15 protein-coding genes and 1 tRNA gene are annotated in these 13,956 nt (G+C 66.3%); 14 read left to right on the forward strand and 2 right to left on the reverse strand.

Translation table 11 applies throughout. From position 1 onward, the window contains the following. The first annotated feature begins 3 nt into the window (after positions 1-3). The 7 genes from nrdR to WI560_RS13450 all read left to right on the forward strand — a co-directional run bounded on the left by nrdR (position 4) and on the right by WI560_RS13450 (position 7,005). A complete protein-coding gene (gene nrdR, locus WI560_RS13420; protein WP_011087793.1) occupies positions 4-486 on the forward strand; it encodes a transcriptional regulator NrdR in 483 nt (160 codons plus the stop codon). After that, complete coding sequence (gene ribD, locus WI560_RS13425; RefSeq protein WP_375308380.1) at positions 483-1,631, forward strand: bifunctional diaminohydroxyphosphoribosylaminopyrimidine deaminase/5-amino-6-(5-phosphoribosylamino)uracil reductase RibD; 1,149 nt, start codon at positions 483-485, stop codon at positions 1,629-1,631. The genes nrdR and ribD overlap by 4 nt, the downstream gene beginning before the upstream one ends. Beyond that, entirely contained in the window at positions 1,631-2,239 is a 609-nt protein-coding gene (locus WI560_RS13430) for a riboflavin synthase (RefSeq protein ID WP_375308381.1), read from the forward strand. The genes ribD and WI560_RS13430 overlap by 1 nt, the downstream gene beginning before the upstream one ends. A gap of 177 nt (positions 2,240-2,416) precedes the next feature. Next, positions 2,417-2,908 carry a 6,7-dimethyl-8-ribityllumazine synthase gene (ribH, locus tag WI560_RS13435; RefSeq protein WP_375308382.1) on the forward strand — a complete coding sequence of 164 codons (492 nt, stop codon included), beginning with the start codon at positions 2,417-2,419 and terminating at the stop codon, positions 2,906-2,908. 3 nt (positions 2,909-2,911) lie between these two features. Next, complete coding sequence (gene nusB / locus WI560_RS13440; RefSeq protein ID WP_375308383.1) at positions 2,912-3,406, forward strand: transcription antitermination factor NusB; 495 nt, start codon at positions 2,912-2,914, stop codon at positions 3,404-3,406. Positions 3,407-3,650: 244 nt separating this feature from the next. After that, positions 3,651-4,649, forward strand: coding sequence for a thiamine-phosphate kinase (thiL, locus tag WI560_RS13445; protein ID WP_375308384.1), 999 nt, complete (start codon positions 3,651-3,653; stop codon positions 4,647-4,649). Positions 4,650-4,884: 235 nt separating this feature from the next. Continuing rightward, a complete protein-coding gene (locus WI560_RS13450) occupies positions 4,885-7,005 on the forward strand; it encodes a sodium-translocating pyrophosphatase (protein WP_375308385.1) in 2,121 nt (706 codons plus the stop codon). A 189-nt stretch (positions 7,006-7,194) separates the two neighbouring features. Here WI560_RS13450 and WI560_RS13455 read toward each other — a convergent pair whose 3' ends face one another. Next, positions 7,195-8,193: a tripartite tricarboxylate transporter substrate binding protein gene (locus WI560_RS13455; RefSeq protein ID WP_028135997.1), complete on the reverse strand. Its 999-nt coding sequence runs from the start codon at positions 8,191-8,193 to the stop codon at positions 7,195-7,197. Between the two features lie 227 nt (positions 8,194-8,420). Continuing rightward, entirely contained in the window at positions 8,421-8,906 is a 486-nt protein-coding gene (locus WI560_RS13460) for an outer membrane protein assembly factor BamE (RefSeq protein WP_375308386.1), read from the reverse strand. 98 nt (positions 8,907-9,004) lie between these two features. On the opposite strand from WI560_RS13460, the gene WI560_RS13465 reads away from it, so the two are divergent. The 7 genes from WI560_RS13465 to WI560_RS13495 all read left to right on the forward strand — a co-directional run bounded on the left by WI560_RS13465 (position 9,005) and on the right by WI560_RS13495 (position 13,743). Next, positions 9,005-9,556, forward strand: a complete 552-nt coding sequence (locus WI560_RS13465; protein ID WP_375308387.1) for a ubiquinol-cytochrome C chaperone family protein — start codon at positions 9,005-9,007, stop codon at positions 9,554-9,556. Next, positions 9,553-10,119, forward strand: a complete 567-nt coding sequence (locus tag WI560_RS13470) for a DUF177 domain-containing protein (RefSeq protein ID WP_375308388.1) — start codon at positions 9,553-9,555, stop codon at positions 10,117-10,119. The genes WI560_RS13465 and WI560_RS13470 overlap by 4 nt, the downstream gene beginning before the upstream one ends. Positions 10,120-10,420: 301 nt before the next feature. Then, positions 10,421-11,482 (forward strand): phosphate acyltransferase PlsX, encoded by a 1,062-nt coding sequence (gene plsX, locus WI560_RS13475; RefSeq protein WP_375308389.1) that lies wholly within the window; start codon positions 10,421-10,423, stop codon positions 11,480-11,482. Then, a complete protein-coding gene (locus WI560_RS13480; protein ID WP_375308390.1) occupies positions 11,479-12,459 on the forward strand; it encodes a beta-ketoacyl-ACP synthase III in 981 nt (326 codons plus the stop codon). Before plsX ends, WI560_RS13480 begins: the two co-directional genes overlap by 4 nt. 134 nt (positions 12,460-12,593) lie before the next feature. Further along, positions 12,594-12,944 (forward strand): integration host factor subunit alpha, encoded by a 351-nt coding sequence (locus tag WI560_RS13485; RefSeq protein WP_375308391.1) that lies wholly within the window; start codon positions 12,594-12,596, stop codon positions 12,942-12,944. A gap of 25 nt (positions 12,945-12,969) precedes the next feature. Then, complete coding sequence (locus WI560_RS13490) at positions 12,970-13,551, forward strand: MerR family transcriptional regulator (protein WP_257195043.1); 582 nt, start codon at positions 12,970-12,972, stop codon at positions 13,549-13,551. Positions 13,552-13,665: 114 nt separating this feature from the next. Next, positions 13,666-13,743: transfer RNA gene (locus tag WI560_RS13495), tRNA-Pro, on the forward strand. The last annotated feature ends 213 nt before the right edge of the window (positions 13,744-13,956 follow it).

Below are 13,956 nucleotides of genomic sequence, written 5' to 3' on the forward strand. Positions count from 1 at the left end.
CGGATGCGCTGCCCCAACTGCAACAGTCTCGATACGCAGGTGAAGGACTCGCGTCCGACCGAGGACTCGTCCGTGATCCGCAGGCGGCGCGTATGCGTCGCCTGCAATTTCCGCTTCACCACCTTCGAGCGCGTGCAGCTGCGCGAGCTCACGGTGATCAAGCGCAACGGCCGCCGCGTGCCGTTCGACCGCGACAAGCTGATGCGCTCGGTGCAGATCTCGTTGCGCAAGCGGCAGGTCGAGCCGGAGCGCGTGGAGAAGATGGTCTCCACCATCGTGCGCGAGCTCGAGACCGGGGGCGAGGCCGAGATCTCCTCGGAGGTGATCGGCGAGACCGTGATGGAGCATCTGCGCACGCTCGACGACGTCGCCTATGTGCGCTTCGCCTCGGTCTATCGCAATTTCCGCGAGGCCAAGGATTTCGCCGATGTGCTCGGCGAGCTCTCCGGCGAGGAGGAAGCGCGGCTCGCCGCGATCCGCAAATGATCTTCCGCATCCTGGAAGACCAGTTCGCGCAGAAGGCCCGCGAGGCCAAGGACGCCGATCTTCGTTTCATGCAGCTGGCGCTGGCGCTGGGCAGGCGCGGGCAGGGACGCACCTGGCCCAACCCGGCCGTCGGTGCCGTCGTGGTCAGGGATGGCGTGATCGTCGGCCGCGGCTGGACCCAGCCAGGCGGGCGTCCGCATGCCGAGCCTGAAGCCTTGCTGCGGGCCGGCGAAGCCGCGCGCGGTGCCACGCTCTACGTCACGCTGGAGCCGTGCTCGCATTTCGGCAAGTCGCCGCCTTGCGCCGATGCGGTGATTGCGGCCGGCATCAAGCGCGTGGTGGCGGCGGTCGAAGATCCCAATCCAGAGGTCGCGGGCCAGGGTCATGCGCGCCTGCGCGCCGCCGGCGTCCACGTGGACGTCGGCCTGTGCGGGGCGGAGGCCGCGTTCGACCATGCCGGCCATTTCCGCCGTATCCGCGATCAGCGCCCGCATGTGATCCTGAAGCTCGCGGTCTCGCCCGACGGCAAGATCGGTGCGGCCGGCGGCAAGCCGGTCGCGATCACGGGGGAGGCGGCGCGCAATCGGGTGCATCTGCTCCGTGCGCAATGCGATGCGATCCTGGTCGGCATCGGAACGGTGCTGGCAGACGATCCGCTTCTCACCTGCCGCCTGCCGGGCATGGCGGCGCGCTCGCCGGTGCGCATCGTGCTCGATCAGAGCCTGCGGATTCCCGGCGCGAGCAGGCTGACAGGCTCCGCGCGCGAGACGCCGCTCTGGGTGATGGGTTCTGAGCTTGCGGAAGCCGCAGCCGCGACGCGGCTTGGTGCGGCCGGCGCGCAAGTGATCCGCGTCCCGGCGGCCGGCGCCTCCGGGCTCGATTTGCCGGCCGTGCTGCAAGCGCTGGCCGGGAAGGGCATCACCCGCCTGATGGTCGAGGGCGGTAGCCGGGTGGCGTCCTCGTTTGTCGCGGCCGACCTCGTCGACGAGATCTGGCTGTTTCGCGGCGCGGAAGCGGTGGGCAATGGCGGCGTCGATGCGCTCGATGCATTGCCCCTGTCGAAAATCACGCAGTCGCAGGCCTACAGGGTTCATGCTAGCGAAACATTCGGCAAGGATACTCTCACCATCTACGAGCGCGCGTAATGTTCACCGGCATTGTCACCGATATCGGCGAGATCGTCAGCTTCACGCCTGTGGCGCAGGGCCAGCTGCACCGGCTCCGCATCGCCTGCCACTATGATCAAGCCACGATCGCCGACGGCGCCTCGATCGCCAGCAACGGCGTCTGCCTGACTGTGGTCGCCTCCGGCGTCGCAGATGGCAAGACCTGGTATGAGGTCGATACTGGGGCCGAGACACTGGCGCTGACGACGGCGAAGCACTGGAAGCTGGGCACCAGGCTCAACCTCGAGCGTGCGCTCAAGATCGGCGACGAGCTCGGCGGCCACATCGTCGCCGGCCATGCAGACGGCATCGCGACCATCGTCAGCCGCGAGGAACTGCCCGACATGGCGCGGTTCGAGCTTGCGACCACGCGGGAGCTGGCACGGTTCATCGCCACCAAGGGCTCGATCACGCTCGACGGCGTCTCGCTGACGGTCAATACGGTAAAGGATGCGACCTTTTCGGTGCTGATCATTCCACACACGCTGACGGTCACCACGATCGGCGGCTGGAAGGCGGGGGACGAGGTCAATATCGAGGTCGATCTGATGGCCCGCTACGCGGCGCGGCTGACGGAGATGAAGTGACGGCGAAGCCGTCATTCCGGGGCGGCTCGAAGAGCCGAACTACGGTGCGCAATTGCGCACCTGAGAATCTCGAGATTCCGGGTTCGCTTCGCGCCCCGGAATGACAGTGTCTTTGAACTTGGCTTACCAGCCTGTGGCGACTACATAACGCGCCAACCTCTAGAACGGGACTTAACGATGGCAGACGCGCGCCGCGCACCCCTGAAGGACCAGACCGACATTTCCGGCGCCCGCGCGCTGATTGTCGAGGCGCGGTTCTATGACGATCTCCAGGATGCGCTTCTGGACGGCGCGGTGGCCGAGCTGAAGGCGGCCGGCCTGACCCACGACGTCATCACGGTTCCTGGTGCGCTGGAGATTCCGGCCGCGGTGGCCATTGCGGTGGATGCCGCGGCGGCGAGCGGCAAGCCCTATGACGCCGTGATCGCGCTTGGCTGCGTGATCCGTGGCGACACCATTCATTTCGAGATCGTCTCGCAGGAATCCTCGCGCGCGCTGATGGACCTCGCGGTTGCCCGCAAGCTGCCGCTCGGCAACGGCATCCTCACCGTCAACACCGAGGCGCAGGCCTGGGCGCGGGCGCGCGCCAGCGAGCTCAACAAAGGCGGCGATGCCGCGCGCGCGGCGCTGGCGATGCTGCGCATCAAACGCCGCCTGGCGCAGGCCTGAGCCATGGCCGACAACACCAGGAAGCCGGCAGGCCCTGCCGAGAAGAAAGCCAACCGGCGCGGTGCGGCGCGGCTCGCGGCCGTGCAGGCGCTGTACCAGATGGATATCGCGGGCGCCGGCATCAACGACATCTTCGCCGAGTTCGAGAGCCATTGGCTCGGCAACGAGGTCGAGGGCGACACGTATCTGCCGGCGGAGGCTGCCTTCTTCCGCGACGTCGTCTCGGGCGTCGTGCGCGACCAGAAGAAGCTGGATCCGCTGATCGACGAGGCGCTCTCGAAGGGCTGGCCCTTGAAGCGGATCGAGGCGATCCTGCGCGCGGTGCTGCGGGCGGGGGCCTACGAATTGGAGCATCGCAAGGACGTGCCGGGCCGCGTCGTCGTCTCCGAATATGTCGACGTCGCCAACGCGTTCGTCGACCGCGAGGAGACCGGCATGGTGAACGCCGTGCTCGACCAGATCGGCCGCCAGTTTCGCGGCGACGAGTTCGGACGGTAGTCGTGCTGAGGGGCGTCGCATTGAAGCAATACGCCAGCCCCATTCTCCACTGTCATCACCCGCGAAGGCGGGTGATCCAGTACGCCGCGGCCTATCGATTTGACACGATCGTCTCTGGAATACTGGATCGCCCGGTCCCGGCTCCGCCAAGGCTACGCCGAGGCCCACAGGGGTGCTCGGCCCGCCGAAGCTTTAGCGGAGGCGGCAAGCCGGGCGATGACAGCGGTCGATGGGGCTGACGCCGATGGCAAACCCACACAATTCCTCCGCCGAAGACGCCCTCATCGCGCGCTATTTCAAGCCGCTGGCGACCGATCCCGGTGCGTTCGGGCTGGTCGATGACGCTGCGGTGCTGTCGGCGTCCGGCGACGACATCGTCGTCACCACCGACGCTGTCGTCGAGGGCGTGCACTATCTTGCCAGCGATCCGCCCGACACCATCGCGCGCAAGGCGTTGCGGGTGAACCTGTCCGATCTCGCTGCCAAGGGCGCGCTGCCGGCCGGCTTCGTGCTGACGCTGGCGCTGCGCAGCAAGGAGGATGCCTGGCTGCGGCCGTTTGCGGACGCGCTGGGCGAAGACGCAAGAGAGTTCGCGTGCCCGCTGCTCGGAGGCGACACGGTCTCGACGCCGGGCCCGCAGATGATCTCGATCACGGCCTTCGGCCGTGTCCCGCAGGGGCGGATGGTCGGCCGCACCGGCGCGCGGCCGGGCGATCGCATCCTGGTGACGGGCACGATCGGCGATGCGGCGCTCGGCCTCGACGTGCTCACGGGCGGCGCTGCCGCAACGGCGCTCGCGAGCAGTCCCGCTGCAAAGGACGCCTTGGTCTCGCGTTATCGCGTGCCGCAGCCGCGCAATGTGCTGGCGCGGGCCGTGCGCGATCATGCGACCGCGGCGATGGACGTCTCCGACGGGCTCGCCGGCGATCTGGCCAAGCTCTGCGCGGCGTCCGGGGTCTCGGGCTCGGTCGACGTGGCAAGCGTGCCGCTCTCGGCCGCGGCAGCTAGCCTGGTTGCCCGCAATATCGTTGGCATCGAGACGCTACTCGCGGGAGGCGACGATTACGAGGTGCTGTGCACCGTGCCGCCGGCGCAAGCCGACGCGCTGATGGCCGCGGGGCGGGCGGCCGGCCTTGCCGTGACGGCGATCGGCACCGTCGTTGCGGGGAAGGAGAGGCCGCGCTTCCTGGACGGGCAGGGCCAGGAGCTGGCTTTGTCGAGGCTGTCCTACAGCCACTTCTAGGAATCGCTCCAAACCGGCATCTTAGTTCTCAGCACTTGGTTCTAAATACCTGCCGAGATCGGCGTTTTCGGCCTTATCCGGCGTTGCACCCTCAATTTGATTTTGGCAAGCTCGCGGCCGACTAAGGCCGCCCCTTTTGGGCAAGGGGCGGCTTTGTTCGAAATCAAGGCGCCGCACCGCACAACGGACAACAAGAGGCGCCGGGGATACATCAAGGATCTGAGGCAAACATCACATGACAGCATTATGGTTGATAGTGCTCTGCGGAGTGCTTTCCGTCGTCTACGCGATTTGGGCGACGTCTTCGGTGTTAAGCGCGGATGCGGGGTCGCCGCGCATGCAGGAGATCGCAGGGGCGGTGCGTGAGGGCGCACAGGCCTATCTGCGGCGCCAGTACACCACGATCGGTATCGTCGGCATCGTCATCTTCGTGCTGCTTGCCTATTTCCTCGGTCTCTATGTCGCGATTGGTTTTGCCATCGGCGCCATCCTGTCGGGAGCGGCCGGCTTCATCGGCATGAACGTCTCGGTCCGCGCCAATGTGCGCACCGCCCAGGCCGCGACGACATCGCTCGCCGGCGGCCTCGAGCTCGCCTTCAAGGCGGGCGCGATCACCGGCCTTCTGGTCGCGGGTCTCGCACTGCTGGGGGTGACGATTTATTTTGCCTTCCTCGTGCATTCGCTGAAGCTCGCGCCTGACAGCCGTGTCGTGGTCGATGCCTTGGTGGCGCTCGGCTTCGGCGCCTCGCTGATCTCGATCTTCGCCCGTCTCGGCGGCGGCATCTTCACCAAGGGTGCGGACGTCGGCGGCGATCTCGTCGGCAAGGTCGAGGCCGGCATTCCCGAGGACGATCCGCGCAATCCGGCGACCATCGCCGACAACGTCGGCGACAATGTCGGCGACTGCGCCGGCATGGCCGCCGACCTGTTCGAGACCTATGCGGTGACCGCGGTCGCCACCATGGTGCTGGCGGCGATCTTCTTCGCCAAGACGCCGATCCTCGCCGACATGATGACGCTGCCGCTCGCGATCGGCGGCATCTGCATCATCACCTCGATCATCGGCACCTTCTTCGTCAAGCTCGGGCCGAGCCAGTCGATCATGGGCGCGCTCTACAAGGGCCTGATCGCAACCGGCGTGCTGTCGCTGATCGGCATCGCGCTGGTGATCCACTACCTGATCGGCTTCGGCAAGCTCGAGGGCGTCAACTATACCGGCATGGCGCTGTTCGAGTGCGGCGTGGTCGGCCTCGTCGTCACCGCGCTGATCATCTGGATCACCGAGTACTACACCGGCACCGACTACCGTCCGGTGAAGTCGATCGCCCAGGCCTCGGTGACCGGCCACGGCACCAACGTGATCCAGGGCCTTGCCATCTCCATGGAGGCGACCGCGTTGCCCGCGATCGTCATCATCGCCGGCATCCTGGTCACCTACAGCCTCGCCGGGCTGTTCGGCATCGCGATCGCGACCGCCACCATGCTGGCCCTGGCCGGCATGATCGTCGCCCTCGACGCCTTCGGCCCCGTCACCGACAACGCCGGCGGCATTGCCGAGATGGCGGGACTGCCCAAGGAGGTGCGCAAGTCGACCGACGCGCTCGACGCGGTCGGCAACACCACCAAGGCGGTGACCAAGGGTTACGCGATCGGTTCGGCCGGTCTCGGTGCTCTCGTGCTGTTCGCGGCCTACAACGAGGATCTCAAGTTCTTCGTTGCCCGCTCCGCGCAGCATCCCTACTTCGCCGGCGTCAATCCGGACTTCTCGCTCAACAACCCCTATGTCGTGGTGGGTCTGCTGTTCGGCGGCCTGTTGCCGTATCTGTTCGGCGCGATGGGCATGACGGCGGTAGGACGTGCCGCCAGCGCCATCGTCGAGGAGGTGCGGCGTCAGTTCCGCGAGAAGCCGGGCATCATGCAGGGCACCGACAAGCCTGATTACGGCAAGGCGGTCGACCTGCTGACGAAGGCGGCGATCAAGGAGATGATCATCCCCTCGCTGCTGCCGGTGCTGTCGCCGATCGTCGTCTATTTCGTGATCTACTTCATCGCGGGCGGCGGCGCGGTCGGCAAGTCGGCGGCATTCTCCGCGGTCGGCGCCATGCTGCTCGGCGTGATCGTGACGGGCCTGTTCGTCGCGATCTCCATGACCTCGGGCGGCGGCGCCTGGGACAACGCCAAGAAGTACATCGAGGACGGCCATTTCGGCGGCAAGGGTTCTGATGCCCACAAGTCGGCGGTGACCGGCGATACTGTCGGCGATCCCTACAAGGACACGGCGGGTCCTGCGGTCAATCCGATGATCAAGATCACGAACATCGTGGCCCTGCTGCTGCTGGCGATCCTGGCGCACTGAGCAGCGACAGCTCTCCAAGACAAAACCCCGCGGCGCGAGCCGCGGGGTTTTTGATTATGAAACTTCGCTCTAACCGCGCTCCCCGGTCGCTGCGCAGCACGAAGTGATGCGCTGCAGATCCGGGGTCCACACTCGAGGCTCTGGTCCCGGCGCAGCGTTGCACGCTGCACCGCGTCCGGGACGCGAGAGCTACTGCACGTCCATCTGCAGCCCTTCCTTCTGGATGATGCCGGCGAACTTCTTGGTCTCGGCGTCCACGAAGGCGGCAAATTGCTGCGGCGTGCCGTAGTCGGCGCGGGCGCCCATGGCGGCGATCTGCTTCTTGACGTCGTCGCGCTCGAGCATCGCCTTGATCTGGAGATTGAGCGCGTTCAGCACCTCCGGCGAGACGCCCTTCGGCAGGAAGACGCAGAACCAGGAGGACACGTCGAAGTTCGCCAGCTCCGGCGCGCTCTCGCGCATGGTCGGCAGGTTCGGCGCGAGCTCGCTGCGCTCGGTCGTGGTGACGCAGAGGCCGTTGAGCGTGCCGTTCTGCACCTGCGGCAGGCTCGGATAGAGATTGTCAAACAGGATCTGGATGTCGCCGGCAAGCGCGGCCTGGAGCGCCGGGCCGGCGCCGCGGAACGGGATGTGCGTCATCTTCAGGCCGGTGAGCTGGAGAAACCAGGCGCCGGTGAGGTGAGGGCTCTGGCCGACGCCGGAGGAGGCGTAGCTGAGCTTGTCCGGATTGGCCTTGAGATAGGCGATCAGCTCGGGGATCGACTTGATGCCGGTCTTCGGATGCGCCGACACGATGTTCGGAATCCGGATCATGTTGGAGACCGGCTGAAGCTGGTCCGGCTTGTAGGAGAGATTCTTGAAGATGCTGTAGGCGATCGCGTTCGGGCCCGGATTGCCGACCAGGATGGTGTGGCCGTCAGGCTTGGCGCGGACCACCTCGGCCGTGCCGATGGTGCCGCCGCCGCCGGAGCGGTTTTCCACGACGGCCGACTGGCCCCACGCGTTTTGCAGATGTGCGGCCAGAAGCCGGCCCATCACGTCGGTCGAGCCGCCGGCTGCGGCCGGCACGACCAGACGGACGGTCTCGGTCGGCTTCCAGTCCGCAAGGCTCGATCGCGGCAGGATCGCTGCGGCCGAAAGGCCGGCAGCAGCGGTAAGCACGCGACGTCGGGAAAAAGTCTTAGGCACGAATCTACTCCCTGCTTCTTTCTTTGCAGGGAGCCTAGGGAACCGCAGATGCGACGGCAAGCCGCGCGCGAGCGCAAGTGGCGCACGGAGGGCGGCACGACGCCGCAGGCGAGCGCCATTTACCTTGCGGCGGAATTGGAAGGCGCTCCAGACACTTGTCTTGCAGCTCTGCTGCGTTGTCGTGAGGCGAGCCGGTCCCCGACGTCGCTCGAAAACGCTTTCGCGACTCAGTTGAAGCTGAGCAGCTTGAACAGCGGCGTGAGGTAGCTCATCTCCTGACCCGACGTCGGCGTGGTGCGGCTGATGAAGTCGAAGATCTTGCCGTCCTGCAGGCCGTAATTCGCCAGCCGCCGCACGCGCCGGTTCTTGTCGAAATAGACCGCGATCACGCGCTGGTCGACCACCTTCTGGTTCATAAAGGCGACCATGCGCTCCGAGCGCTGCGAGATGTAGTAGAAGACTTCGCCGTCGAGCGTGGCGACGGTGGAGGGCGTGCCCATCACGATCAGCACCTGGTCCTGGCTCGCGCCGATCGGAATCTGCTCCAGCGCGCCGGGCGGCAGGATGTAACCCTTCTGGAACTGCTCGCCGGTGCAGCCGGCGAGCGCGGCGCCGACCAGGGTCGCGGCGGCGAGCATGCGCAAGGCGCGCCAGCGTGCATGGAGGCCGCGCCGCGTGTTCGCGCGCAGGCTGGTCTGGTTCGTTGTCGTCATAGCGGAACTGATTCCGTCCCCTTGCGTCGCGCGAGGCGCTGAAGTACCGGGCTGGGCGTCTGAATGCAACTCGCGCGCGCCCGCTTGCGGAAACCACAATGCTTTGGCCGTTCAATCACTTCAGGAAACCCCGGCGAACCCCGCCGGACACCATTGAAGCCATCTATGGCATGATCGTGACGCAGGCGCGAGAACCCATATTTTACCGCGACTTGGCCGTGCCCGATACGGTTAACGGGCGTTTCGACCTGTTGCTGCTGCATCTGTGGCTTTTGCTGCGGCGCCTGCGCACGGCTCAAGGCGCCAGCGCGTTGTCGCAGGCGCTGTTCGACCGCTTCTGCGAGGATATGGACGACAATCTGCGCGAGATGGGGGTGGGCGACCAGACCGTGCCGAAGCGGATGCGGGCCTTCGGCGAGGCCTTTTACGGCCGCGTCCAGGCCTATGACCAGGCCATCGAGGCCGGCGGCAAGGCCCTGGCGGAGGCGATCTGCAAGAATATCTTGAACGGGACCGGCTTGGACCAGGCGGAGCGGCTCGCGGCCTATGCCCGGGCCAGTGAGGCCGCTCTCGGCCGGGCCGACGAGGCTGCGCTGCTGCAGGCCTCCTTCCGGTTTCCTCCAGCGCTTCCCGAGGATGTCACGCCATGAGCCGACCAGCGACCGGATCCCAGCCCGATCCTTGGCGGGCCCCCGTCATCGTTGCCCAGATCCCCGACACCGGCCTGCACCGCAAGCTCGAGGCCTCGGCCGGCGAGCGGCAGGCCATCGCCGAGGTCGGCGGGGTGCGGGAGGTCCTGTCCGCCAGCGCCGACCTTGACGTGGTGCCCAGGAGCGGCGGCCGGGTTCAGGTGACCGGCACCGTCCGGGCCAGGGTCGGGCAGACCTGCGTGGTCACGCTGGACCCGATCGAGAGCGAGATCGAGGAGGAGGTGGACCTGATGTTCGCCCCCGAGGCCGAGGCGCGGCGCCTCGCCGACCTGATCGAGGAGGGCCAGGACGACGCGGCGCCTGAGGTCGCCGATCCGCCGGAGGCGATCGTGGGTGGCATCATCGATCTCGGCCGGGTCGCCACCGACGTCCTGTTCCTCGCCATCGATCCCTATCCGCGCAAGGAGGGGGCCGTATTCGAGGCTGATGTCACCGCCCTCGATCCGGAGGACCATCCGTTCGCAGCGTTGAAGGCGCTCCAGGACAAGAAGAAAGGCCGATAGCCGGGTCCTTCCGCGTCGGATCACCCTGCGAAGGCACGCGAGGCCTTTGCCCGGATGGTTTCAAAGAATCCTTTATCCGGCTGATTTCAATGGATTTCTTGCAAGTTGCGGGCTTTCCCAGCCGGATCGCCCTGAAAGCAAAAGGCTGGGGGCAAGAGGTTGTTTCGGGATAACAAAACGCTATTGTCGCGCCCCGGTCGGGGCGCTGCGTAGCGCCTGACCGGTCGCCACGTCCGTGGCGAACCCATTCCGCGGCCCCGCTCGTTCAGGACCGCACCAGACCAGGTTTTCCAGGACTTTTATGCCAAGCAAGGTTCGCATTGCGCTTGACGCCATGGGGGGCGACGGCGGCGCCGCCGTGGTCATTCCGGGCGCGGCCATCTCGCTTGGCAGGCATCGCGGCACCGAGTTCCTGCTGGTCGGGGACCGCGCCAGGATCGAGCCCGAACTCGACCGGCACCCCGAGCTCAAGGCCGCCTCCAGGATCATCCACACCGACGTGGCCGTCAGCGGTTCGGACAAGCCGAGCCAGGCGCTGCGCCGCGGCCGCAAGACGTCCTCGATGTGGCTTGCCATCGACGCGGTGAAGAAGGGCGAGGCCGATGTCGCGGTCTCCGCCGGCAATACCGGCGCGCTGATGGCGATGTCGCGCTTCCACCTGCGCACGCTGAAGGGGATCGATCGCCCGGCGATTACGGGGATCTGGCCGACCAGGCGCGGCGAGTCCGCCGTGCTCGACCTCGGCGCCACCATCGGCGGCGACGCGCACCATCTGGTCGCGCTGGCACTGATGGGCGCCGCGATGGCGAGCGTGCTGTTCGACAAGAAGCGGCCCACGGTGGGGCTGCTCAATATCGGGACCGAGGAGATCAAGGGGCACGAGGAAATCCGCGAGGCCGGGGAGATCCTGCGGGCCAGGAACCTGCCGGAGCTCGACTATATCGGCTTCGTCGAGGGCGACGGCATCGGCAAGGGGCTGGCCGACGTCATCGTCACCGAAGGTTTCAGCGGCAACATCGCGCTCAAGGCCGCCGAGGGAACCGCCAGGCAGATGGCTGAATTACTCCGCGACGAGATGAAGCGGAGCTGGATGTCCAAGCTCGGCTATCTCTTTGCCCGCAGCGCCTTCCAGGCCCTGCGTGACAAGATGGACCCGAACAAGTCCAATGGCGGCGTGTTCCTGGGTCTGAACGGACTGGTTGTCAAAAGCCATGGCGGAACCAGCGCCGAAGGCTTTGCCTATGCGATCGATGTTGGCTATGAGATGGCTCACTACGATCTCCTGAACAAGATCAATCAGATGCTCAACCGCGAGGGTGGTGCACTCAATTCGGTGCAGGCCGCGCAGGAGGCTGTTTCGTGACTCAAATTCGTTCGGTCGTGCTCGGCTGCGGCTCCTATCTGCCGGAGCAGGTGGTGACCAACGCCCAATTGGCGGCGCGCATCGACACCTCCGACGAGTGGATCGTGCAGCGCACCGGCATTCGCGAGCGGCACATCGCGGCGGAGGGCGAGTTCACCTCGCACCTGGCGATCAAGGCGGCGCAGGCCGCGCTCAGCGACGCCGGCATGAATGCGCAGTCGATCGACCTCATCGTGCTGGCGACCTCGACGCCGGACAACACCTTTCCCGCCACCGCCGTCGCCGTGCAGAACGCGCTCGGCATCAACCACGGCGCGGCCTTCGACCTCCAGGCGGTCTGCTCGGGCTTCGTGTTCGCGCTCGCCACCGCCGACAACTTCCTGCGCACCGGCGCCTTCAAGCGCGCGCTGGTGATCGGCGCCGAGACCTTCTCGCGCATCCTCGACTGGAACGACCGCGGCACCTGCGTGCTGTTCGGCGACGGTGCCGGCGCGGTCGTGCTGGAGGCGCAGGAGCAGCCGGGCAATGCCGCCACCGACCGCGGCGTCGTCACCACGCATCTGCGCTCCGACGGCCGCCACAAGGCCAAGCTTTTCGTCGACGGCGGGCCGTCCTCGACCCAGACCGTCGGCCATCTGCGCATGGAGGGCCGCGAGGTCTTCAAGCACGCGGTCGGCATGATAACCGACGTCATCGTCGATGCCTTCCAGGCGACCGGGCTCAATGCCGACAGCATCGACTGGTTCGTGCCGCATCAGGCCAACAAGCGAATCATCGACGCCTCCGCCCACAAGCTCCATATCGCGCCGGAGAAGGTGGTGCTGACGGTGGACCGTCACGGCAACACCTCGGCCGCCTCGATCCCGCTGGCGCTGTCGGTGGCGCGCAAGGACGGCCGCATCAAGAAAGGCGACATGGTGCTGCTGGAAGCGATGGGCGGCGGCTTCACCTGGGGCTCCGCGCTGGTGCGCTGGTAGAGCCACACTCAATAAGATTTTGCCGGAATCAGCCGCGATTATCGATGCGCCTGCATTGATGAGCGCTGTTGACCGCCGTATCGTAAGCTCATAATTTCAGACAACAATTGTTCGCCGTGAGGTGGGGCAGGGCGATGACCGATCAAAGTAAAACCGTAACGCGAGTCGACCTGTGCGAAGCCGTCTACCAGAAGGTGGGCCTGTCGCGCACGGAATCGTCCGCTTTCGTGGAACTGGTGCTGAAGGAGATCACCGACTGCCTGGAGAAGGGCGAGACGGTGAAATTGTCCTCGTTCGGGTCGTTCATGGTGCGCAAGAAGGGTCAGCGCATCGGCCGCAATCCGAAGACCGGCACCGAGGTGCCGATCTCGCCGCGCCGGGTCATGGTGTTCAAGCCGTCGGCGATCCTGAAGCAGCGGATCAACGCCCAGCACCGCACCAACGGCGACGCCACCACCACCAGTAAGGCTCAGCAAGAGGCGTAACCGCCTTCCCGGAAAGGACTGGCATTTGGACAAGGCGCCGGATGCGTTCCGAACCATCAGCGAAGTAGCCCAGGAGCTCGACATCCCGCAGCACGTGCTGCGGTTCTGGGAGACCCGCTTCTCGCAGATCAAGCCGATGAAGCGCAGCGGCGGGCGCCGCTATTACCGCCCTGACGACGTCGACCTGCTCAAGGGCATCCGCCGCCTGCTCTACGGCGAGGGCTACACCATCCGCGGCGTGCAGCGGATCCTGAAGGAGCACGGCGTCAAGTCGGTGCAGGGCCTCGCCGACAGCGCCGCCGCGGTCTCGTTCGGCGCCATCGAGGACGCCATCGGCGCCAGCCTGATGGAGCCCGAGGACGAGGAGGCGCCGATCAAGGGCGTCACCGACACCGACGACGACGACTACCAGGGCGACGAAGAGGAAGGCATCGACTTCCGCTTCACCGAGGTCGACGACGAGGAGATCCTCACCACCTTCCGCAAGGGCGGCACCCCCGCCGCGCCCACCGGCCCCAGCGCGCTGGACCGGGAGCGCCTCGGCCGCGCGCTCGCCGACCTCGTCGCCTGTCGGGAGATGCTGGATCAGGCGCTGAAGGACGGATAGGGCGGTCTTCGGACCGACCGCTTGCGGCCAGTTCCGGTCCTGTGGGGCCGGACCGGCAAAATGCTGCGGCCTCGCCTTGCGCATCACGCCGATCCTAGCTAATGGAACGACGTTCGGAGCGTGGCGCAGCCCGGTTAGCGCACTAGTCTGGGAGACTAGGGGTCGGAGGTTCAAATCCTCTCGCTCCGACCAAATACTCTCTAGGAAATCAATCACTTGCGTTCCGGCCTGTTCCGATCGCTGATCGCGATTTGAGAACGGAAGGGCGTCGAACCGCGCATTTCGGAACGGAAGGTCCCGAAATAGTCCCGAACGGCGTTCTCCGCGTGTTCTGCGGGTGGTCGTCATGAGCGGCCGGAGTGTGGGGGGCATTGGCGCCTCTTGCGGGGCCGCGTTCGATCCATT

The sequence above is a fragment of the Bradyrhizobium sp. A11 genome (assembly GCF_042077125.1).
Taxonomy (GTDB): Bacteria; Pseudomonadota; Alphaproteobacteria; order Rhizobiales; family Xanthobacteraceae; genus Bradyrhizobium; species Bradyrhizobium japonicum_B.